The organism is Pseudarthrobacter lactosi (assembly GCF_055412785.1).
Genome location: NZ_JBVAYS010000003.1, coordinates 664291 through 684072, shown reverse-complemented (window position 1 = coordinate 684072; position 19782 = coordinate 664291). Strand labels below are relative to the sequence as shown.

The window sequence follows — 19782 nt, the reverse complement described above, 5'->3', positions numbered from 1 at the left end:
TCATGGGTTTAAGGGTACGGCAGGGATCTTACCCTGCCGGGCTTAGGGTTCAACGAACCTGGGACGGATTCAGTTTCACCCTTTCGCAGCAACTGAGCGTTCAGGGCCGCGATGATTATGATTTTCCATTGTTGCCCTCTCCTGGGTGGGAGGCCCTGACGGCGGCAGCGGCGATGTCCGTCAGGGCGGGCGTTGGACTACCTGCTGGTGAGAGGCTGTACCCGGCGGCCGGGACGGCGTCCCGGACCTCAGGTTCGGTATGGGTGCCGGAGACGGTGAGCCGGGATGCCCCTCCGGGCACCAGCTCGACGGTTACGGCCTCCACTCCGGCGAGGGAGGACACTGCCTTTTCAACGCCCTGTCCGCAATGCCCGCAGGTCAGTCCTTCGACGGAGTAGACGCTGCCTTGAATTGCCGGCGACGCCAGGGTCCGGGAAGAGGTGGAGCAGCAGCTGCATCCGGACGGTTCAGCAGCCACGATGGGCAGCCCGGTCCGGGTTTCGGGGACACACATGTCAGTTCGGCCTTTGCAAGAGAAATCATGGGGAGGCGTTGGGGGTTGAACGGCTGTAACGGCCGGAAGCGCATCGGGCCTGGACAAACCACTTCCCTGAACATCTAAATAATACCCCCATCGGGTATTATTGGCAGGGTGGATGCCGGCGTCTCCTCGCACAGATTGAACAGTTGGCGTGAGCGGCCGGGCCCAGCCGCACTCCCTGTTTAGACCGGCAGGCCGGGTCCGGGTTGCATCGCCGGGCCAGGGGCCTCTGCCCTCGAGTGGCCCCGTTATTCAAATGTGACAATGGGTCGGCCCTCCTGTACGGTCGAATTTGTGCCGGTTTTCTCCGAGGGCGGCACTCCCGCGCTGATTGCCTAACTCTGCCGCTGCCCGGGATCCGATCGCATATTTCGTCCGGCAGAGACGGGGAACCCAATTAGTGGCCTGCTTCGGGCAGGCCTTGGGGTGAAGCCGCTGTACTGCACTTTGTGCAGGACCGCGGCCGGGTGTCTCCCATCCGAATCCGACAGCTCACCTCGCAGGCATTGGGAGAGGCCACTTCATGTCCATTCGCAGAACTCACGGCCGCCACCGCGCGGTCACCGTCCAGACGAGCCCGCTCGCGGCCCTGTCCAGGACCGTCGCTGACAATGCCGGAGGTGTAGGCCGTCAGGCGGCCGTTATCGCTGCTGCATCCGGCCTGGTCCTGACCAGCGGCATCGCCGCGCAGGCCGCAGACGCCCCCGCGCAGCGCGATGCTGAACCGGCTTCAAACCTTGAGGTCACCAGTCAGGCCCCGGCGCCGCTCAGCGCCGACGCGACGGTCAGGATCTCCTATGAGCGTCCCGACGTCAGCACCACACCGGCCCCGGTCGTGGAGGCACCCAAGCCTGCTGCCGCACCTGCCGCGCCGGCAGCTTCCGCCGCCCCGGCGAAAGCCACGATCACCGTAGCCCCTGCTGCTGCGCCAGTGGCCGCTCCGGCCGCTGGCGGCGTGAACGCGACCATGGTTTCTGCCGCTTACGCCCAGATCGGCATGATCCAGGACTGCACACGACTGGTGGAAAACGCCCTTAACGCCGCAGGGATTCCCGTCGGGGACCTTGGACCGATGCAGTTCATGAACTACGGCACCGTCGTCACGGACCCCCAGCCCGGGGACATGGTCATGCAGCCCGGACACGTGGGTATCTACGTCGGCAACGGCCAGGTCCTCAGCTCCGGACTGAACGGCAAGAACGAAACCGCAGTCCACCCCCTGACATGGATGACAGCCAAAGGCTCAGTCACCTTCGTTCGCGCCGGGTAACCAACAACGTGAAGGCCGGTGATTCGCTGCCTTGGGGGCAACGCATCACCGGCCTTCTCCATGCCCACCGACGGATTGGACATCCCGCGGCAGGCACCCCGGCGCTGATCAGCGGACGGGTACCAGTGCCAGCCTGGTCGGGGCGTCGGAGGCCTTCTGAGCGGTGAAGCGGCGCAGCCGTAGGGAGTTGGTGACAACCAGGACGGAGCTGGCTGCCATTGCGGCCCCTGCGATCATCGGATTGAGCAGACCGAGGGCCGCGACCGGAATGCCGACGGCGTTGTAGAAAAACGCCCAGAACAGGTTGGTCTTGATCGTGGCCAGCGTCCGCCGGGAGAGCTCGATGGCGTCCGCGACCTGGCCCAGGTCGCTTCCCATCACTGTCAGGTCCGCGGCGGCAATCGCAACGTCGGTGCCGCTGCCCATTGCGATGCCCAGGTCAGCCTGAGCCAAGGCGGCTGCATCATTCACGCCGTCGCCGGCCATCGCCACGATAGCTCCGCCGGCCTGCAGCCGGCGGATTGCCTCCACCTTGCCTTCAGGAAGTACTCCAGCAAACACGTCTTCTGCCGGGATGCCCACCTGCGCTGCCACGGTGGAGGCGACCGAGGCGTTATCCCCGGTCAGCAGGACGGGCCGCAACCCTAGGGATTTCAGCCGTCCGATCGCGGCCGCAGATCTTTCTTTGACCGTGTCGGTGAGGCTGATGATTCCCTCGGGTTCACCATCAATGCCGACCCAGATGACGGTCGCGCCGGCTTCCTCCTCTGACCGCAGCGCCGTGTAGTTGTCCGCGGCGGGAGTGATGCCGTTATCCTCCAGCCAGCCGGCCCGGCCGGCAACCACCCGTCGGCCGTCCACGGTCCCGCGCACGCCCCCACCCGGTGCGCTGTCGAAGGCTGTGACGGGCAGCAGCGGTGCGTTGGCCTTGGCTGCGCGGGCGATGGCGTGGGCGATCGGGTGTTCGCTGGCGGCTTCGACGGCTCCTGCCAGGGCAAGGATCTCCTCCCCGGTCGTCGAGGTGAAGGACTGCACGGCGGAAACGGAAAGTTGTCCGCTGGTTACCGTTCCGGTCTTATCCAGCACGATGGTGTCCACGGTCCGGGTGTCTTCGAGGACCTGCGGGCCCTTGATGAGGATGCCCAGCTGCGCGCCGCGTCCGGTCCCGGTCAGCAGTGCCGTGGGCGTGGCCAGGCCCAGGGCGCAGGGGCAGGCGATCACCAGGACCGCGACCGCGGCGGTAAAGGAGGACTGCAGGTCACCGGTGGAGAAGTACCATACCGCGAAGGTCGCGGCTGCTATGACGAGGACGACGGGGACGAAGACTGAGCTGATCCGGTCAGCGAGCCGGGCAATCGGGGCCTTGCCGCTCTGGGCCTGGCTGACCAGCTTTCCCATCTGCGCGAGCGTGGTTTCGCTGCCCACACGGGTTGCCTTGACCAGCAGCCGCCCGTTCGTGTTGATCGTCGCCCCGATGACGGTGTCATCGACGCCGACTTCCACCGGAAGTGATTCACCGGTGATCAGGGATGTGTCCACGGCGCTTTGGCCTTCGATGACGTATCCGTCAGTGGGGACTTTTTCGCCCGGGCGGACGACGAAGACATCGCCGGGCCGTAACTGGTCGGCAGGGATCCGGGTCTCGACCCCGTTGCGGAGAACTGTTGCTTCCTTCGCCCCCAGATTCAGCAGCGCCCGCAGCGCGTTGCCCGCACGCTGTTTCGCACTGGCTTCCAGGTACCGGCCCAGCAGCAGGAATGTCGTGACGACGGCGGCGACCTCGAAGTACAGGGCATGGGCGCTCATGTCCATGCCCGGGTGCTCGGTCAGGGCAGGGTCCGCGAAGAGTTGCCAGGCCGAAAACAGGAAGGCGGCACTCACACCGATCGATACCAGGGTGTCCATGGTGGATGCCAGATGCCGGGCATTGACCGCCGCAGCACGGTGGAAGGGCCATGCGGACCAGCTGACCACGGGCAGGCTCAGCGCGAAGGCCACCCAGCCCCAGTTCGGGAACTGCGCTGCCGGGACCATGGAAATGATCACTACCGGCAGGGTGAAAATAGCAGCGAGCAACAGCCTCGGACGCAGGGCGGCGGCTGCTGCAGCGGCGGGCTGAGCCTCATCGTTCAGACCAGTCAGGGCCGGGTCAGACTCAGGCCCCAGGCCGCGTCCTTCGCCTGTCCCGGGGGTTACTTTGAGTCGTGCCGAGTAGCCGGTGGCTGTGACCGCATCGATGATCTGCTGGTCCGTGATGGAGTCCGGAACGGTGACCTGTGCGGATTCCAACGGAAGGTTCACGCTGGCCTCGACCCCGTCGAGTTTGCCAAGTTTGCGTTCGACCCGGGCGACGCACGAGGCGCAGGTCATGCCTTCGATGTCGAGTTCGATGATGCGGGACTTGGTGAAGGTTTCGGCGGCCATCCTTAGGCCCCGCTGCTGACCAGGACGTAGCCGGCTTCCGAGATGGCTTCGCTGATCTGTTCAGGCTCCAGTTCGGACGCAGAGGTGATGGTGGCAACCGAAAGTCCGTCCTTGTTCAGCTGGACGGCTACGTCCTTGACGCCGTCGAGTTTCTGAAGCTCTTCGGTGACGGAGGCCACGCAGTGGCTGCAGTCCTTGCCCGAGATGTTGACCGTTGTGTTGATGCTCATGGCGATTCCCCTTCGTTGCTAGCGCAGCAGACGCCCGATGGCTTCTGTTGCTTCCTTGACTTTCGCCCCGCCGGCTTCGTCGGATTCGGCCGCGGCGTTGACGACGCAGTGGCCAATGTGTTCTTCAAGCAGGCCCAGACTGACCGCGTGCAGAGCTTTGTTCACGGCCGCGACCTGGGTCAGGATGTCGATGCAGTACGAGTCCTCATCGATCATCCTGGCGATGCCGCGCACCTGCCCCTCAATGCGTTTAAGCCGGCGCAGATACGCTTCCTTCTCGCTGGTGTACCCGTGGTCGGCCGCCACGACGGCGGGGGTGGTCTCAACAGCGTCCTGGCTGATGGAAATTCCTTCATGCATACAAATACTTTATACCCCTAGGGGGTATACTTGCAACTACAGTTTAGGTATACGCGTCTGCACGTTTTGCGCCTGCAGAGAGGTGCTAGGACTGACCCGAAAGCTGAAGTCTCCTGTGACAAACGGCAATGCCGGAGACATCGGTGTGTCAGCATGGGGAGGACGCTGAGAAAACCGCCAGCCTGATGCGATCATGCCAAGCATTGTCGCCAACCCGTGAGGATTACAGAACCGTATGCCCAGCGACAATCACGAAGTTTCCCTCACCACGCCTCCTGGAGTGGTGCCAGCTGGCAGCACGAGGATGCCGCTTCCGGCCCGACGGCTTGTCCTGATCGGCGCAGCCTGCCTGCTGGTGGGGATTCTGGCAGGCCGGTTCATCTTTGGCGGCCTTGTCCTGGCTTCGGCAGGAACCGGGACCCTGGCCGTGGCGCTCTCCTACAGTGCCGGCCCCAGATGGTTCTCCCCATTGTCCTGGCTCGTCAGCAGCGCCGGCGCGATCTGGACAGCAGCAACAGCCGGGTACTGGTGGGTCATTACCGCGGCCGCTGACGCCTCTGCGGCCGCACCAGCCATCGCGCCCGCCTTGTTCTACATCGGCCTCGGGGCACTCATCACCATGGCGGCCGGCCTGCTTGCAGCCACGATCCTGAGGACAGTCCGGAGCCGGGGAGCCAGTCCGGGCCTGGAGCTGACAGAGGAACCCGGGAAAGGACACGGCTCCGCCGCTCAGCCGCAGCCTCACCAGGGCGAATGACAGTGGGCAGGACGTGCGACACACGTGCTAAACGGGGCTGGCACAACACAGCCTCAGCTGCCGGCGCCTCCCTTCGGTCCAGGATTCTCCTGACGTCATGACCGGCGCCCCGACAATTGTCACGGCGGGAAAGGAATCCCTTGAGCCGTAGAGTTCACTGCGTGAGGTTGAACTACTGATGGGCCACGGACACACCCACTCACTTACCGAGCCGGATCCGTCACCGGGGGCGGTGGCCCTGAGGCGTCGGGCAAACCGGCTGCTTTTCGCCGTCCTGGTGCCACTGGCTCTGCTGACGCTGGCCGCCATGATCCTGATGTGGCCCTCCGGGGGCAGGGAAGGTCTCACCCTTGCCAACCCGTACGCCGGTGCGCCCGGCGCTACCTTTGAAACCGGCAAGATCCAACGCGTGGTTCAGGAAAGCTGTACGCAGGGAGCAAACCCGGATGCCGGCGGGCAGGGCGCCTCCGAATGTGTGTTTGCGTTTACCGAGCCGGATAAAGGCGGCAGCCCGGTCAAGGTGATTATCAACCCTGACGTCGCGAAGTCCCACGGGGTAAAGGCCGGAGACAACATCAGCTACGTGGACTTGACGGCATCCGTAGGCACCGGCGCCGGGCAGCAGGCCACACCCCGGTTCATTTTCGTCGACTTCGTCCGTACCGTGCCGATTTTTCTGTTGGCCGTCCTGTATTCCGTTGTGGTGGTCGCCGTGGCTCGCTGGCGCGGGCTCCGGGCTCTGGTTGGACTGGTGGGCGCATTCGCTGTTCTGGCCGGTTTCATGCTCCCCGGCCTGGTGGAAGGCAAACCCCCGCTGCTGCTCGCAGTCGTAGGGTCGACCGTGATCATGATCGGCATGCTGTACTTCGCGCACGGGTTCTCCGCGCGAACGTCCACCGCACTTCTGGGCACAATGTTCGGGTTGGGCATCACCGCGCTGCTGGCGGCCTGGACAACGGACGCGGCGAATCTGTCAGGTAGCGGAAGCTTCGAGGCCTCGGTCCTGTCCAACATTTCGGGCAACATCTCCATCTCCGGCATCATCCTGTGCGGGCTCATCATTTCCGGACTCGGGGTGCTGAACGACGTCACCATTGCGCAATCATCTGCCGTGTGGGAACTCTACGAACTCGCTCCGGAAACGTCCGCGCGCAACCTCTTCACCTCTGCCATGCGTATCGGCCGCGATCACATCGCCTCCACGGTCTACACCATCGCGTTCGCCTACGCGGGGGCCGCCTTACCCATCATGATCCTTGTGATGCTCTACGACCGGCCCCTGGGGGAGGCACTGACAAGTGCCGAAATGTCGGAGGAAGTGGTTCGGACCCTGGTCGGCTCAGTAGGACTGGTACTTGCTATCCCTGTCACCACCGTGCTCGCCGTGCTGGTAGTCAAGGCAACAGGGCACCGGAGCTCCTTCCCTTGGGCCCGTTCCGCAGGTGCGAACGGTTCCCGGAACCACGCGGCGGGAAAGGATCGAACGCTTATCTGATCAGGCCGCGGTTTTGGCTATCTTTTCCGGGGTCCCCTACATGGTGGTGACAGTTCCGACTGCGAGATTCTACTGGAATAGTCCTTCATGGCCGGCTCTCCAAAGTCTGAGACGTTCGAGGTCTCTGGGACTTCCGGGGCAGTTGATCGGTGGGCGGGTGACCGGAAGACGCGTGCACGAACCGCCTACCTATGGTGGCCTCTTAGGCGTCCGACCGGTTCTCGGAGAGACAGGCGACTGTAGTGGCCCACTCAGCCCCTGGCCTACCGGACAATGAGGTTGCTGCCGTAGCCTGCGTCGCATTTGCCGTCGTGGATCACACCGGACCCGGGGGCCACGACGTAGTTCTTTGCAGGGTCGATTACCGCCGCAAAGACCCCCGTGGCGGTTATCGTGCAGTTGCGGGCAAAGGACGCGCTTTCTCCTTGGCCGCCGATCCACATGTCAATCCACAGGGAATCACCACCGTTTTTGTCCGCGCCGATGTGGCAGGGGCCGTTTTCCGGGGCCGGTCCGTCTCCACAGGTGTCTTCTACGATGAAGTAGCGCCGCACATCGGGCAGGTAGATGCGCGTGCCTGCCGGGATATCAAGGACGTCCTCCCCGGTCTTTTTGGAATGCCCGACGGCGAGGGTAACTGGATCCTCATATGTTCCTGTTCCGCCGGCCTCATCGTGCAGGACGGGATGGCTGATCGCGGGCGAGCCCGCAGGAGTGTTGTCGTACCAGGTGTAGGCCGTGACAAAGACCTTCGAATGAACAGTTTCACCGGCTGCCCGGGAGGCAGGGCTCACGCAGGCTACTGCCGCCACGACTATGAGGAGTAATCCTGCAGTCGAAGTGAATTTGGTGGGCATTCCTTGCCTCCTCCAGTAGGTCCTGCCGTTTGTCCTGCGAACCGTAGTGCGCCCCTGGCCCGTTCTTAGGGCGAATAAGTCAAGGCCTTGCCTGCCCCTCCGCGAAAGGTGCCGGTTCCTGCTCAACGTCGCTATAGGGAATCCTGCAGGGTTCGCGGTGCGGGTGATGCCGCCACAACAGCGGGGGAAGCGTGGGGGAGGAGCGGCCCCGGCATGGCAGGGAGTGTGACACTGTTCGTGCGTTCGGGCTTGTACCAGCCCACCGCTGTGCCGCGCAGGGCCATGATCGCCGAGCCGAACACCACGTAGGCGCGCAGTGGTTCGTAGATCAGCCTGTAGATCGGCACCATGAGGAGGTGGAGGAGGCTCTCGCGGACCATCAGGATGGCCACAATCGAGATGATCATATGAGTTGCGGCGACGAACGCCGAGAAGATTGCGATGGCCTGCCATTCTCCGTGTATCAGGCTATTGATGGCGACGATGACTGTCAGGGGCATGAAGATCAGCGGGACGATGACTGAGATCAGCGCATAGGGCATGGTGAGCAAACCGAGCGCCCTGTACTTGGGGTTGAAGAGCATTGAGCGGTGCTTGTACAGGGTCTGGAAATTGCCGTAGGTCCACCGGAGCCGTTGTTTGAACAGGCCTTGGATTGTCAGCGGTGCTTCCGTCCAGGCGACGGCCTCGTTTTCCTGGACGATGCTGTAGCCAAGGCTTTGAAGTGAAAGCGTGAGGTCAGCGTCTTCGGCAAGCGTGTCATGGGAGTAGCCGCCGGCCCTGACCAGGGCCTCCCGGCGCCACGCGGCGCAGGCGCCCGGAACGATGGATATCGCGCCCATGAGGCCCTCGGCCATGCGGGTGACGCAGATACCGGAAAGATACTCCAGGCTCTGCCATGCGGTGATGAGATTGCGGCGGTTTCCGACTTTGACGTGCCCTGCCACGGCCCCGACCTCTTTGCCCTGCCGGGGGGCCAGGAAATGGCGAGCGAACATCTTGATCGTCTGCGGTTCAAAAAGTGTGTCGCCGTCGAGCGTGACAACTACTTCCCCGCGGGAGTGGGCGATTCCATTGTTGCTGGCAGCTGATTTGCCGCCGTTCGGTTGGTCGATGACGCGAAGGTTGGGCCACGTCCGGGAGTAGTCCGTGAGGACGGCGAGGGTGCCGTCCGTTGACCCGTCGTTGATCGCGACCACTTCCATGCGGGGGTAATCGCTGGCTCTCAGGGCATCGAGGGTTCTGGCCACGACGAGTTCCTCGTTGAAGACGGGAAGGACGACGCTGACGAACGGCCAGTCCTTTTCGTCGATGGCGTCCCAGTGGCGTCGTTTCTGCCGGGAATTGTTGATCACGGCCAGCACAACGAACAGGAATGTCAGGATGGTCATGGAGCCGATGCCGAACCAGAACAACCAGTTGAGGACAACGTTCGGCGTGACCAGGTAGGTTGTGAGTGCCGCGAGGGTCATGGTGTCCTCTACACTGGCGGGCGCGCTGGGCCGCGGCACATACTCGGTCGGTAGCAGGGGCTGGACAGTAGTGAACGTGTAGCCCTGTGCTTTGGCCTGCGGGATGAAGGCTTCGAGCATTTTGATCGTTGTGGCGCGGTCGCCTCCGGCGTCGTGCATCAGCACGACGTGCCCTTCGCCGTTCAGTTGCGGTACCTCGATGGGCACTCCCGGGGCGTGCTCCCAGTCCCTCGTATCTAGCTCCATGTTGATGTTGAGGTACCCCAGCTGCTGGGCCTGCAGAAGCGCGAGGGTATTGTTTTCCGGATTGCCGGTGGGGATCCTGAACAACCGGGTTTCGTAATTCTCCGTAGCCCGAATGACCCGGTCCGTGCCAATGATCTGTTGGCGGTTATAAGTGTCGTCGTGGGCCCAGAAATCGGCGTGGGACATTGTGTGGTTGCCAACCATATGCCCCTCACGGACGATGCGGCGGAAGATGTCCGGGTATTTGATGATGTTGTCTCCGACCGGGAAGAACGTTGCCGGTACGCCTTCGCGGGAGAGCAGGTCCAGGAGTTGCGGGGTGAAGAGCGGATCGGGCCCGTCATCGAAGGTCAGCATGAGCGTCTTGTTCAGCGGCTGGCCGTAGGCCTCCACCACGTAGGGGCTGCTACCAATAACGGCCGCCTCGTCAGCGGTGGTTTCCCGCCAGACGGTGTCGCTGAAGGGATCCTTGAGCAGGACCTTGCCATCCTTGCGCTCTACCAGCGCTATCCGGTGAAAAATGGCGGCGCCTTCTCGGTAGCCGATCTTCGGGATGTTCTCCAGGTCCTGCTGCGCCAGCAATAGCCGTGGATAGCTGGCTGCCTGGTTGCGGTCCCCATGCCGTACCGGGGCCGTCACCGCGGGGAGGATTGAAACCAGCGAAAGGACCATCAACATCACGGCGGTAAACAGAACGGTCAGGACCAGGCGCCAGCGATTTCCGCTGGCGTCGAAGAATACCGGTGCCGGGGCAGTTGAAAGAGGAGCGGCTGGTTTTCTCATTCATGCCTCGCGTGGTGGCGGTATGTGCAGGGCAACCTGACAGCATCAGGCAAGTGACCCCCAAGGGGGAAGCAGAACGGGTTAGATCTGCCGCCAACCTGGTGCCGCGGAGCCAGCCGCTCCGAAGTGTCACCGTACCTAGGAACCTAGTTGCGCCAGACACAGGTACACATGCGTAGCAGGTACTCGAGTTTTTTCAGCGCGCTACTTGCTGAAATCAGCCGTGCTTGGCGCCCTTGCTCAGGAGCTGTTTTGGACCCGGCGTACGGATCCTCCTGACCCTCTCCGACGCTCCGTCTTACCAGTCAGATCTTGCCGACGTACTTGGCGTCTCACGGCAGAGCATGTCCAACCACCTGACGTGCCTGCGCGGCGGTGGCCTGGTAGTTGCCGTCCCTGACGGGCGTCGGACCCGGTACAAACTGGCCGACGACCCGGCTGGGCCGCGCGATCAAGGATCTGATCGGTGTTGTCCCAACTGGCCGACGCCCGGCTGGGCCACGCGATCAAAGATCTGATCGGTGTTGTCCTGGCCGTAGATCCGTCCTGTTGCGCTCCGGACGGGGAGTGCTTCGCATGACCGCTGTGGTGCAGACACCAAGCCACGAGCGCCGCGCGGTTCTGTCCCGGAGGATCAGGCTGTTCGCGGCAACGACCATCACCTGCAACGTCATTGAGTCGGTCGCGGCTCTGTGGGCCGGTGGTGTCGGCTTGGACATCGCTGCGCTTGGAATCTTCGCTGCCGGTCCGTTCCTTCTATTCCTGGCCCGCCAAACGGAATTACGAGGGTTCGTGGTAGTCCAGCACGACGTGCTCACATGTGGCTTCGAGAGTCTGCTGGAGCGGGATTTCCTGATGCTTGCCGACTATGACGTTGATGCGAAAGTTGACATCTCGAATGGGCACGGACAGGTGTGGCTTGCCAGCTTAGTTGGCAAGACTGACTACCCAGTTGGCAAGCGAGGATCGTGCCGAAGCGGGAATTTGGGTGGCCCTTGCTGGCCAGGTGCAGGCAGTTGAGCCGGAAGAACGCGCCTGAATGAGAAGACCTCGAGCGGCTCGCGTTGCCACTGAAGTTGGCGAAAAGTTCTTTCAGCGGAGTTCAGGGTCGGGCTGCGACGCCGAGGCCACGCGGCGACTCGGTCTACCGCGCACCATTCACTGCTCGGGCGACCGGTCGGAACCCGCGATCCGCTAACTTGGCAAAATTCGCCAGATCGTTTGGCAATTCGCCACCAAGGCTGGCAAGCCACAACAGGACTTCTCGCAGCTACTTCTTTCCCGTTGTTTTGACGCCGATAATTGATATTCTGTAAAGTCAGCGAGCCGCTTAGGGTAGCGACGTTAGAACGGGAGAGAAAGGGGTCATTCCAGCCTGGCGTGGCGCAGGTACTGGTAGACAGTTTCCCTGCTGATTCCGTAGTCACGGGCCAGCACGACTTTCGGGACCCCGGTGCCGGCGCGCTCCACCATCTCGGCGGCCCGTTCAGGGGAGAGTGTTTTCTTCCGTCCTTTGTAGGCTCCGCGCTGCTTGGCCAGGGCAATTCCTTCCCGCTGCCGCTCCCTTATTAGAGAGCGTTCGAATTCTGCGAAAGCACCCATTACGGACAGCATCAAATTGGCCATGGGCGAGTCCTCGCCGGTGAAGACCAGACTCTCTTTGACGAACTCTACGCGGACTCCTTTGCGGGTGAGTCCCTGGACGAGAGCCCGCAGATCATCCAGGTTCCGGGCCAGCCGGTCCATGCTGTGCACCACCACAGTGTCGCCGTCCCGGGCGAAGCGTAGCAGTTCGGCAAGTTCGGGTCTGGCCGTGTCCCTTCCGGATGCTTTGTCCGTAAAGACCCGGTCCAGAATCTGGCCTTCGAGTTGGCGTTTCTCGTTCTGGTCCATCGTGCTGACCCGCACGTACCCGATCCGCTGTCCGTTCACCCGTAGCCTCCAAACCTCGCCTGTGAGGTTGAGTTCTAGGCCTGTCCTACATGGAAGTCAAGATCTACCGCCCATTGTCAGGGTGGCGGGCGCCCTAAGCCGACGAATAGCTTCTTCCGTCGGTGGGAATAGTTTGAGATCGAATATGCACACTTACCAGTAGTCCAAGCTCGGACCTTTCCTTTGCTGCGTGAACGCCGAACTAAGGCGACTTGGGGCCGTCCCTGGCTGGGGGCAATTCGGCTTATCCACGGCTGGAGTTGGGAGCAGGTGGGGTAGCTCCCTGGCTGCAGGAGCGGTGGATAACCCACGAGGATTGTCCCCGCTTGTGGGCGGGGGCGGCCTGCTTCTCCGCGCTGGATCCTGCATCGCGGGTTCTCTGCAGGCACAGGCATCTTTGGCAGGATTAGAGAGTGACGGCCTTGGCGAGCAGGACTGCTTTTTGTTGTTCGTTGGCGGTGAGTGCGGCCGCCTGCAGCAGTTCGGTTTTGGCTTCATCGGTTCTCCCAAGCTTGGTGAGCAGCTCTCCTCTGATGCTGGGCAGCAGGTGTGAGCGGCGGAGGGCGCCATAGGCAACGAGGCGGTCCACGATTTTTAGGGCTGCGGCAGGTCCGGTGGCCATGGCACCGCTACAGCGAGTGCTTCACTCCAGCCCGGCGTGGCGGAGATCCTGTCCCGATGGCGCGGGCAAGTAAGGCATTCCGAACCCGCTGACAGCAAAGCGGCGGGTCATCCGTAAGGGTCGCACTTTTTTCAGGAAGGATTGAATCATGACGATATACGGTCGTGAAAACGAGATAGAGGAGATCTGCGGGTCTTCTGCCTCATTCGTAGTTGTTGCAGGAGACTCCGGCATTGGAAAGTCCGCTGTTCTGAGTGCAGCATCAGAGCGGCTCCAATCGGGCGTGATTCGGACACCCGTAGCGGACCTCCAACGTGCCCCAGGGGCGCTTCACAACGCGCTTATACGTCAACTTGCAGTGGTATTGGACGCACATCTGGCTGATCGGAGCGGCGTGCAGGCCGCTGCTGACTTCATCAAAAGGACGTCCAAACGACTTGCTGCTATTGGCGGCAAGGAAATTGCGCGGGCAGTAGGCACGGAACTCCTGGGCGTTCTGAAGTCCCAGCTGGGCGATGAGTTCGGTGACTCTATTGGCCGCATGACAAGAGAGATCTTTGAGCTAGGGGATGAGGCCTTGCAACAACGACTGCAAAACTCGACCGAGCTCGGGACAGTCGAAGTTGTTCTCACATTTGCCCGTGAGATCTCGGAATTCACGGACAACCAAATCGTCATTTTTCTCGATCGAGCGGAGCGGCTATCAGAAAGCGATAAACGAATACTGGCCGATGTAGCCGAACTACTTCCCCCTCGAGTGCGGATCGTTGCAGGCTGGAGCACTAGTGAAAACGACGCCGAGTTGCGTTCACAACTGACCATGAACGGAGCCCTCACGCTAACAATCCCGCCACTCGATGCCAGAGGGATATCGGCTTGGCTACACGATGCTGGCATCGCTCTCCCGTCACCAGAGATCTTCCTGCGCGTGACTAGCGGATACCCACTCTTCGTAGCCCAGGCCATTGCGGCAGTTCAGTTAGGGGAGCCCATCGAGAATATTGATGGTCGTGGGGCCTTCAGCGAACTAATGAAGATGTCGTGGAGCCGGCTTTCAGTCCATGCGAAGGTGGCCGCGCGAAAGCTCGCCATTTTTACAGAATGTCCACCGGACGACTTCATCCGCGCGGTTTTGGGAGTGGATCAGCACGCTTGGTCAACATTGCGGGAGGAACTCCTGCAGCATCAGGTCTTCGTCCAAAACCACGAAACCATAGCTTGGTTTCACGATCGTCGGCGTGATCTTCTATGGCGAACCGTGATGAACGATGTGGACCGAAAAACGTCAACGTCCGACTCACTGCGTGCGCTCGATCCATGGCTAAGAAGCCTCGATCACATTCCGTTGTGGTCTGCTGCCTGCATGCCAGAGGTGCTTAAACTAGATAATCTTCCGTCCGAACATTCATCTCTAGTGGCAGTGAAGGATATAACCAAGGGCAGCCTTTCGATCTTATTTGCCCTTATCGAGCTGCTAGAACCAACTGAAGACGGAACGCCAACCTTCATCGAGACGGACGCTCTTCTAAGTTATGCAGCAAATGTGCCTGGTGTGGTGGGGATCCCGTAGATGCTCTTGAGCAACTCGTTGAGCAGGGATTCGCGTTTACGAGTACGAACAATCGCTCGTCCGTGACGACAATTCGCGTTCCCACCAACGGTCTCGTCTATGCCGCGATCCTCGGCCGCATGACTCAAGACTTCGGTCAGTGGGTGATCCCTCGGGCGGCCAGCGTGATGTTTGAACGACATGTTCGCCCAAACTTGGGCTCCTTTCTCGTCGCCTCGTACGGCATAGGCCCTGCCTCGGTAACGACCATTGCGGAAAAGACCGCAAACGTTCTCTACTCAACGGGTTCCGGGTTTATAGGTCGAAAGCCGTCTCTTTTGGCGATAAAGGGCATCCTCGGTGACCGATCGTTTCATGCTGGGGTCGGCTTCTATGACAGTGAGCAGAGGGATGCCGCGCACCAGCATCTCAGTCGAGCAGAAACAGAAATAGGCGGTGAGCAGCTCCATCTCTCATCCCTGCACATCCTCCCATCACGGCCTGTCCGATCTAACCGATTCAGGTCATCTCTCGAAGTCTTGGACCTTGATAGCTACAACTGGTCGTCCGACTTCCGGACGAGAGAGATGCAAATCGCTGAGGCAAGAGTCCAGTTCGTCCACGTCCTGCGGGGCCGCATGGACGAGGCCGAACGCGTGGCGAGCGGGCTTGAGACGCCATACTCCATTCTTCTAGATCTCAATGGGCCACCATCCGTTCTTGAGATCCGGCTGTCGGGCGGCGAGGAGCCCCGAGCTGACGTGGCGAATCTCATCAGCGATGGCTCCCATCCGGTAAGCGATCCACTCTTTATGTTCAAATTGCAGCGGGACGGAATAATTTTCCCGAATGAACGTGTGCAAAAGCGCATACTACGTTCGTCTCGAGTACCTATTCGCGATCAAAAGACGCCCATGCCATTTCGGGAAGTTTGGGAGGATATTTCAAAGGACATGGCTGAATTTAATAGATTTCAAAACCACGAGGTGATCGACCTGGATGCAGGGGAGTTGGAACGGCGCATAGGCGAATTTCGAGCTGTTTGCCGCGATGACACATATGCCCTCGAGTCCGCGGGGTTTCCTTTGAAGACTGATGCAAGGGACGACCTGGCGCTCAGCATTTGGATTAGCCCTTCTGACTCGCCGTGGGGTGGCTTTGGAGCGTCCAGCATCGTTAGGAAAAGCGATAAGCCTTCGGTTGAAGTTCACATATCAGGCCCAGGCGACGCCCCGGAAGAGTTTGCAAGAATCAGGGAAGTTCAGTTCGATCAATGGGACCCCTCCATCCTCTACTGGTCGGACGATGTATCGGCCGAGAATATGATCGGAGGCTTGCTTGGATACGGCGACCGCGAACTTCGGTTTGCGTGAATCCGGCTGTACCGGTCCCGCATCGTAATCGCAACGTCGAAGCCACGAGACATAGCAGTATGAGCCCTGAGGGGTGCCTCCGCCGCCGCAGCTTTACGTAACGTCCGGTATCGGCGTTAAAAGCACGGGAGTGGAAGTAGCTGCGTGAACTCCCGTTTCTTAGGAACTGGACGTTCGTCGCGACGAGATGGCGACCGGCTGGGCGCCGCCCACATTTCTAATGACTGGTTTTTCGGCCAATGCTTGCTAGGAAGAATTCTGCCGGGGTCAAGGGCGTGCGCCTTCGGGTGTCGGGCCGGGATGGAGCATGGACAGGGGGTCCGTCTGTGGTTGTTGGCGGCGGTTCAAGAGCCAGGCGTCCAGTACGGTCGCGGGGACGGCCTTTGACATGTAAAAGCCCTGGGCCAGATCGCAGCCGTAGTCGCTGAGGGCGCGGTAGGCCTCTGCGTCTTCCACGCCTTCGGCGGTCATGTCCAGTCCCAGGCTGTGGGCCAGGTCAATGGTCGAAACCACCAGGGCCGTGGCGCGGGAGTCGCCGGTCATGGACAGGATGAAGGATTTGTCGAGTTTGAGTTCGTCGATGGGGAGTTCCCGCAGGTAGGACAATGAGCTGTATCCCTTGCCGAAATCGTCGACGGCGATCCGGACGCCCATTTTCCGCAGGGAGGCCAGCACCCCGCGGGCCCGGTCACGGTCACCCACCAAGACGTCCTCCGTGATCTCCAGGACGAGGACGGAGGGTGACAATCCACGCTCTGCGGCCATGGCGCCGATTTGGGCCGGCAGACCGGAATCAATGATGGAGGGCGCGGAGAGGTTGACTGCCACCGTCAGCGGCCGGCCCATTTCGGCCCAGACGGCCGCCTGGTCCAGGGCCTTGCCCAGAACGATGTCCGTCAAACCTGGCATCATACCGGCTTCCTCGAACCGTTTCAGGAAGTCGTTGGGCTGCAGTAACCCCAGGTCCGGATGTTGCCAGCGGACAAGGGCCTCCACTCCCCGGACCTCCCCCGTGCCGAGATCGATCTTTGGCTGGAAATGCAGGAGTAACTGGTCCCCGGACAGGGCCTCGTTCAGCGCCTGCGCGGTGTGGGACTGGTTTGTACCGGAGGTGATGTCCCCGCCGTCGTAAACGAAGTGGCCACTGTGCGTCGCTTTGGCCGTGTACATCGCCATGTCGGCCTTGCGCAGCAACTCCGTCAGATCCTTCCCCTGTTCTGGGTAGCACGAAATTCCAATGCTGGCGTTGACGTGCACTGTGACGCTGCACAGATCGTAGGGTTTGGCCAGCGCAGTCCTCAGCTTCAGCGCCACGGCCGGAGCTTCCTCGACTCCGCAGTTATCGACGTGCATGACGAACTCGTCGCCCCCCATTCGCGCCAGCAGGTCGGCGGCCCGAAGCTCTCCGGACAGCCGCCCGGCAACCTGGGCGAGGAGGGCGTCGCCCGACTCGTGGCCGAGGCTGTCGTTAATCTCCTTGAACTTGTCCAGATCCAGCAGCAGCACAGCACTGCGCCGTCGGCCGCGTGCGGCGAGTCGATTCGGCACGTCTGCGTACAGGGCTCGCCGGTTAGGGAGCCCGGTCAGCTCATCGGTGCGCGCCTGACGCTGCACGTCGGCCAGCCGGATCCGCTGCCGGAAAACCAGCGGCAGGGCCGCCAACGCCAGGGTCAGGCTGGCCAGGACGACGGCGAGGACGGCCACGCGCACCTGCGTACCCAAAATCAGGACCAACAAACTGGCGGCAGTTGCCAGCGCAGGAACCGCTTGCGACGGAACGGGCGCTTCGATGGCGGCGTCGTCATTCCTGCCCTGTATGACAACCCAGATGCCGATCAGGGCAATCCCCAGTGCCCAAGAGGCGTCCAAAGGGGTTCCGACGACGTAGACGCTGTTCAGTTCCAGCAGGGCGTAGCCGATGTCGGCGCCGGTAAACGTGAGCAGACCCAGGACTAGCAAGCCCCATCCCCGTCCGATGCTGCGCCCCGTGGTCGCCGCAATTCCAATAACCGCCGCCACCAGAAGGAGGTCCATAAGAGGGTAGGCGGCGCCGAGCGCCATGGCCAGGGAACGCGGGCCGTCGAGGACTGTATTCAGGATGGGGTCCAGAATGACCGCGAGGACGGCCGAGGCTCCAAGGGCTCCGACCACGCTGTCGAGGACCACCGCCCAGGTCATGTCGGGCAGCCGGCGCCGGATGACCACGGCCAGGGTGGCCAGCATCAACACGTAGAAGCCCAGATAGCCCACGTCGGCAGCCGAGGGCAAGGGAACGTCCTCGCCAGCGGCAGACATCAGGACGTAATAGGTGTCCCCGGCAGCGTTGCAGGTCAAGGCGGCCGCGGCAAGGATGATCTCCGGTCGCCTGCGCTTCCCACGGTGCACGATCAGCCACCCGGCCGCGGCGGGAAGCCAAACCGTGAGCAGGGCAAGGAATCCGTCCACCAGCGGGCTGAAGTCCTCACCCGGGCGGAAGGCAAGCCCGGCGGAATAGACCGCGGTCACAGCCAACAGCCCCAGGCTCCACAACCGGGAACGACGACGGTCAATCCCAGGGAATCCCGGCATGCCAGCGGGATCTTCGGTTACCATCGATCTCCATCTTGCTTGTCGCGTGTCGTCGCTCTTCGAAGACAGGAATCGATTTTCCTGAACGCTAGGGTCAATCGAGTGCTTGCACCCACTATGCAGTAACGAAGATGCAGGTCAACGCCATGACACAACGACGCGCGGAATCATTCAGAACAAGTCCAACCCCGAGCCACTGGCGGGTGACAGGCTCGGAGATCCAAGGACGCCCGAACAAGAGCTTTGTCTTATATGGCTTGACCGAGGGAGTAGAAGGTCCCTCATCCGTGCAGCCAGCAAGACGGGGACCCTGTTGTCCGGTCTCAATAAAGTTGGCAACGCCGACGTGGGGTTTTGCCAAGTTAACTGAAACAGATCATGCCGACTGCGTCTCATTTTAGTTGGCAATTCCGTATGCACCTCGGCGGCCGCAGGGTGCGTATCGCAGGGCGCGTATGGTCAGGTAGCGCGTGGCGGGTCCGCCAGTCGCATTGCCAAGTGCGGTGAGACAGAGCCCGCCGATCCGTAGATTGCCATGTCTATTGAGACTCTTGCCAACAAGACTGAGGCCGGACACCTGTCAATCGATAACGATATATCGCCGATATATCTGTACTTTACATATCTTCATTATCGGTTAAAAGTCAGGCTAGTGATTAGCCGGACTTCAGGCTATATTTGAACCATGAGAACGGTACCGCTCAGCGAAGCCAAGGACAAGCTTTCCGCTCTTGTAGAGGAAGCAGACAAGACCCATGAGATCATCCAAATCACCCGCCACGGGCACCCGTCAGCCGTGCTGATGTCTGCCGACGACCTGGAATCCCTGCAGGAAACAATCCACTGGCTCTCGCAGCCGGGCATCCGCGAAGACCTGGACCAGGCGAGGCGCGACATCGCCGAAGGCAACACGGTCAGCGGCGATGATCTGCGCCATGAGTTTGGATTGCCGCCCAAGTGACCGAGGAGCCATCCAATGGGCAAGGGCCATGGAAAGTCGAAGTCACCAGCCCTGCGCTGAAGGGATTTCGGCGGCTGCCGGAGAAGGCTGCCGCCGCAATTGTCGAATTCGTCACCGGCGCGCTGGCCGATAATCCTCGCCGGCTCAGCAAGCCCCTCACCAACGAACTTCTTGGCCTGCGCACCGCACGCCGAGGTGACTACCGCGTGTTGTTCACCCTCGCTATCGAAGAGCACACCCTGTACGTCCACCGCATCGAACACCGTGCGGACGTCTACAAGCCGCGTTAGCCGAATTCTTCGAAGTTGTGCCAATTGGACGCCTCTCCCCCAGCTCAGGCTG

17 protein-coding genes, 1 pseudogene and 1 riboswitch are annotated in these 19782 nt (G+C 61.6%); of the genes and pseudogenes, 9 read left to right on the top strand and 9 right to left on the bottom strand.

Going from position 1 to position 19782, the window contains the following annotated elements:
• Positions 1 to 115: 115 nt before the first annotated feature.
• Positions 116 to 514, bottom strand: coding sequence for a heavy-metal-associated domain-containing protein (locus ACZY0Q_RS16760; RefSeq protein WP_463918557.1), 399 nt, complete (start codon positions 512 to 514; stop codon positions 116 to 118).
• A 380-nt stretch (positions 515 to 894) separates the two neighbouring features.
• A riboswitch (cyclic di-AMP (ydaO/yuaA leader) is annotated at positions 895 to 1061 on the top strand.
• Positions 1062 to 1064: 3 nt separating this feature from the next.
• On the opposite strand from ACZY0Q_RS16760, the gene ACZY0Q_RS16755 reads away from it, so the two are divergent.
• A complete protein-coding gene (locus ACZY0Q_RS16755; RefSeq protein WP_463918555.1) occupies positions 1065 to 1811 on the top strand; it encodes an NlpC/P60 family protein in 747 nt (248 codons plus the stop codon).
• Positions 1812 to 1919: 108 nt separating this feature from the next.
• Here ACZY0Q_RS16755 and ACZY0Q_RS16750 read toward each other — a convergent pair whose 3' ends face one another.
• From ACZY0Q_RS16750 to ACZY0Q_RS16740, 3 genes are read right to left on the bottom strand one after another with little or no spacing between them, the layout of a single operon-like run.
• Positions 1920 to 4235, bottom strand: coding sequence for a heavy metal translocating P-type ATPase (locus tag ACZY0Q_RS16750; protein WP_463918553.1), 2316 nt, complete (start codon positions 4233 to 4235; stop codon positions 1920 to 1922).
• A 2-nt stretch (positions 4236 to 4237) separates the two neighbouring features.
• Entirely contained in the window at positions 4238 to 4465 is a 228-nt protein-coding gene (locus tag ACZY0Q_RS16745; protein WP_463918551.1) for a heavy-metal-associated domain-containing protein, read from the bottom strand.
• Positions 4466 to 4483: 18 nt separating this feature from the next.
• Entirely contained in the window at positions 4484 to 4825 is a 342-nt protein-coding gene (locus tag ACZY0Q_RS16740; protein WP_463918549.1) for a metal-sensitive transcriptional regulator, read from the bottom strand.
• Between the two features lie 235 nt (positions 4826 to 5060).
• On the opposite strand from ACZY0Q_RS16740, the gene ACZY0Q_RS16735 reads away from it, so the two are divergent.
• Positions 5061 to 5582 (top strand): hypothetical protein, encoded by a 522-nt coding sequence (locus tag ACZY0Q_RS16735; protein ID WP_463918547.1) that lies wholly within the window; start codon positions 5061 to 5063, stop codon positions 5580 to 5582.
• Positions 5583 to 5760: 178 nt separating this feature from the next.
• Entirely contained in the window at positions 5761 to 7077 is a 1317-nt protein-coding gene (locus tag ACZY0Q_RS16730) for a YibE/F family protein (protein WP_463918546.1), read from the top strand.
• A 263-nt stretch (positions 7078 to 7340) separates the two neighbouring features.
• Here the strand turns inward: ACZY0Q_RS16730 and ACZY0Q_RS16725 are convergent, their stop codons facing one another.
• Positions 7341 to 7934, bottom strand: coding sequence for a hypothetical protein (locus tag ACZY0Q_RS16725; protein WP_463918545.1), 594 nt, complete (start codon positions 7932 to 7934; stop codon positions 7341 to 7343).
• 131 nt (positions 7935 to 8065) lie between these two features.
• Entirely contained in the window at positions 8066 to 10435 is a 2370-nt protein-coding gene (locus tag ACZY0Q_RS16720; protein WP_463918544.1) for a bifunctional polysaccharide deacetylase/glycosyltransferase family 2 protein, read from the bottom strand.
• 227 nt (positions 10436 to 10662) lie between these two features.
• On the opposite strand from ACZY0Q_RS16720, the pseudogene ACZY0Q_RS16715 reads away from it, so the two are divergent.
• A pseudogene (locus tag ACZY0Q_RS16715) lies at positions 10663 to 11015 on the top strand (ArsR/SmtB family transcription factor).
• On the top strand, positions 11012 to 11455 hold the full coding sequence (locus ACZY0Q_RS16710) for a hypothetical protein (RefSeq protein ID WP_463918543.1): 444 nt from the start codon (positions 11012 to 11014) through the stop codon (positions 11453 to 11455). Before ACZY0Q_RS16715 ends, ACZY0Q_RS16710 begins: the two are co-directional and overlap by 4 nt.
• Positions 11456 to 11800: 345 nt before the next feature.
• On the opposite strand, the gene ACZY0Q_RS16705 is transcribed toward ACZY0Q_RS16710, so the two are convergent.
• Both ACZY0Q_RS16705 and ACZY0Q_RS16700 read right to left on the bottom strand, forming a co-directional pair.
• Positions 11801 to 12367, bottom strand: a complete 567-nt coding sequence (locus ACZY0Q_RS16705) for a recombinase family protein (RefSeq protein ID WP_463918542.1) — start codon at positions 12365 to 12367, stop codon at positions 11801 to 11803.
• Positions 12368 to 12773: 406 nt separating this feature from the next.
• Positions 12774 to 12989, bottom strand: a complete 216-nt coding sequence (locus ACZY0Q_RS16700; protein ID WP_463918541.1) for a hypothetical protein — start codon at positions 12987 to 12989, stop codon at positions 12774 to 12776.
• 148 nt (positions 12990 to 13137) lie between these two features.
• On the opposite strand from ACZY0Q_RS16700, the gene ACZY0Q_RS16695 reads away from it, so the two are divergent.
• Positions 13138 to 14559, top strand: a complete 1422-nt coding sequence (locus ACZY0Q_RS16695; protein WP_463918539.1) for an ATP-binding protein — start codon at positions 13138 to 13140, stop codon at positions 14557 to 14559.
• A gap of 62 nt (positions 14560 to 14621) precedes the next feature.
• Entirely contained in the window at positions 14622 to 15911 is a 1290-nt protein-coding gene (locus tag ACZY0Q_RS16690) for a hypothetical protein (RefSeq protein WP_463918537.1), read from the top strand.
• Positions 15912 to 16178: 267 nt separating this feature from the next.
• Here ACZY0Q_RS16690 and ACZY0Q_RS16685 read toward each other — a convergent pair whose 3' ends face one another.
• The gene (locus ACZY0Q_RS16685) at positions 16179 to 18503 is read right to left on the bottom strand and encodes a putative bifunctional diguanylate cyclase/phosphodiesterase (RefSeq protein WP_463918535.1); all 2325 of its coding nucleotides are present in this window, start codon (positions 18501 to 18503) and stop codon (positions 16179 to 16181) included.
• A gap of 661 nt (positions 18504 to 19164) precedes the next feature.
• Between ACZY0Q_RS16685 and ACZY0Q_RS16680 the strand changes: the two genes are divergently transcribed.
• Positions 19165 to 19440, top strand: coding sequence for a type II toxin-antitoxin system Phd/YefM family antitoxin (locus ACZY0Q_RS16680; RefSeq protein WP_160675034.1), 276 nt, complete (start codon positions 19165 to 19167; stop codon positions 19438 to 19440).
• The gene (locus ACZY0Q_RS16675; RefSeq protein ID WP_463918532.1) at positions 19437 to 19730 is read left to right on the top strand and encodes a type II toxin-antitoxin system RelE family toxin; all 294 of its coding nucleotides are present in this window, start codon (positions 19437 to 19439) and stop codon (positions 19728 to 19730) included. The genes ACZY0Q_RS16680 and ACZY0Q_RS16675 overlap by 4 nt, the downstream gene beginning before the upstream one ends.
• Positions 19731 to 19782: the final 52 nt, after the last annotated feature.

What these genes read in the sequence shown, in the direction of transcription:
- ACZY0Q_RS16740 (WP_463918549.1), bottom strand. Translation starts at nt 4,825, where the DNA reads ATGCATGAAGGAATTTCCATCAGCCAGGACGCTGTTGAGACCACCCCC.
- ACZY0Q_RS16680 (WP_160675034.1), top strand. Translation starts at nt 19,165, where the DNA reads ATGAGAACGGTACCGCTCAGCGAAGCCAAGGACAAGCTTTCCGCTCTT.
- ACZY0Q_RS16760 (WP_463918557.1), bottom strand. Translation starts at nt 514, where the DNA reads ATGTGTGTCCCCGAAACCCGGACCGGGCTGCCCATCGTGGCTGCTGAA.
- ACZY0Q_RS16745 (WP_463918551.1), bottom strand. Translation starts at nt 4,465, where the DNA reads ATGAGCATCAACACAACGGTCAACATCTCGGGCAAGGACTGCAGCCAC.
- ACZY0Q_RS16735 (WP_463918547.1), top strand. Translation starts at nt 5,061, where the DNA reads ATGCCCAGCGACAATCACGAAGTTTCCCTCACCACGCCTCCTGGAGTG.
- ACZY0Q_RS16695 (WP_463918539.1), top strand. Translation starts at nt 13,138, where the DNA reads ATGACGATATACGGTCGTGAAAACGAGATAGAGGAGATCTGCGGGTCT.
- ACZY0Q_RS16720 (WP_463918544.1), bottom strand. Translation starts at nt 10,435, where the DNA reads ATGAGAAAACCAGCCGCTCCTCTTTCAACTGCCCCGGCACCGGTATTC.
- ACZY0Q_RS16725 (WP_463918545.1), bottom strand. Translation starts at nt 7,934, where the DNA reads ATGCCCACCAAATTCACTTCGACTGCAGGATTACTCCTCATAGTCGTG.
- ACZY0Q_RS16730 (WP_463918546.1), top strand. Translation starts at nt 5,761, where the DNA reads ATGGGCCACGGACACACCCACTCACTTACCGAGCCGGATCCGTCACCG.
- ACZY0Q_RS16750 (WP_463918553.1), bottom strand. Translation starts at nt 4,235, where the DNA reads ATGGCCGCCGAAACCTTCACCAAGTCCCGCATCATCGAACTCGACATC.
- ACZY0Q_RS16685 (WP_463918535.1), bottom strand. Translation starts at nt 18,503, where the DNA reads ATGGTAACCGAAGATCCCGCTGGCATGCCGGGATTCCCTGGGATTGAC.
- ACZY0Q_RS16710 (WP_463918543.1), top strand. Translation starts at nt 11,012, where the DNA reads ATGACCGCTGTGGTGCAGACACCAAGCCACGAGCGCCGCGCGGTTCTG.
- ACZY0Q_RS16700 (WP_463918541.1), bottom strand. Translation starts at nt 12,989, where the DNA reads ATGGCCACCGGACCTGCCGCAGCCCTAAAAATCGTGGACCGCCTCGTT.
- ACZY0Q_RS16755 (WP_463918555.1), top strand. Translation starts at nt 1,065, where the DNA reads ATGTCCATTCGCAGAACTCACGGCCGCCACCGCGCGGTCACCGTCCAG.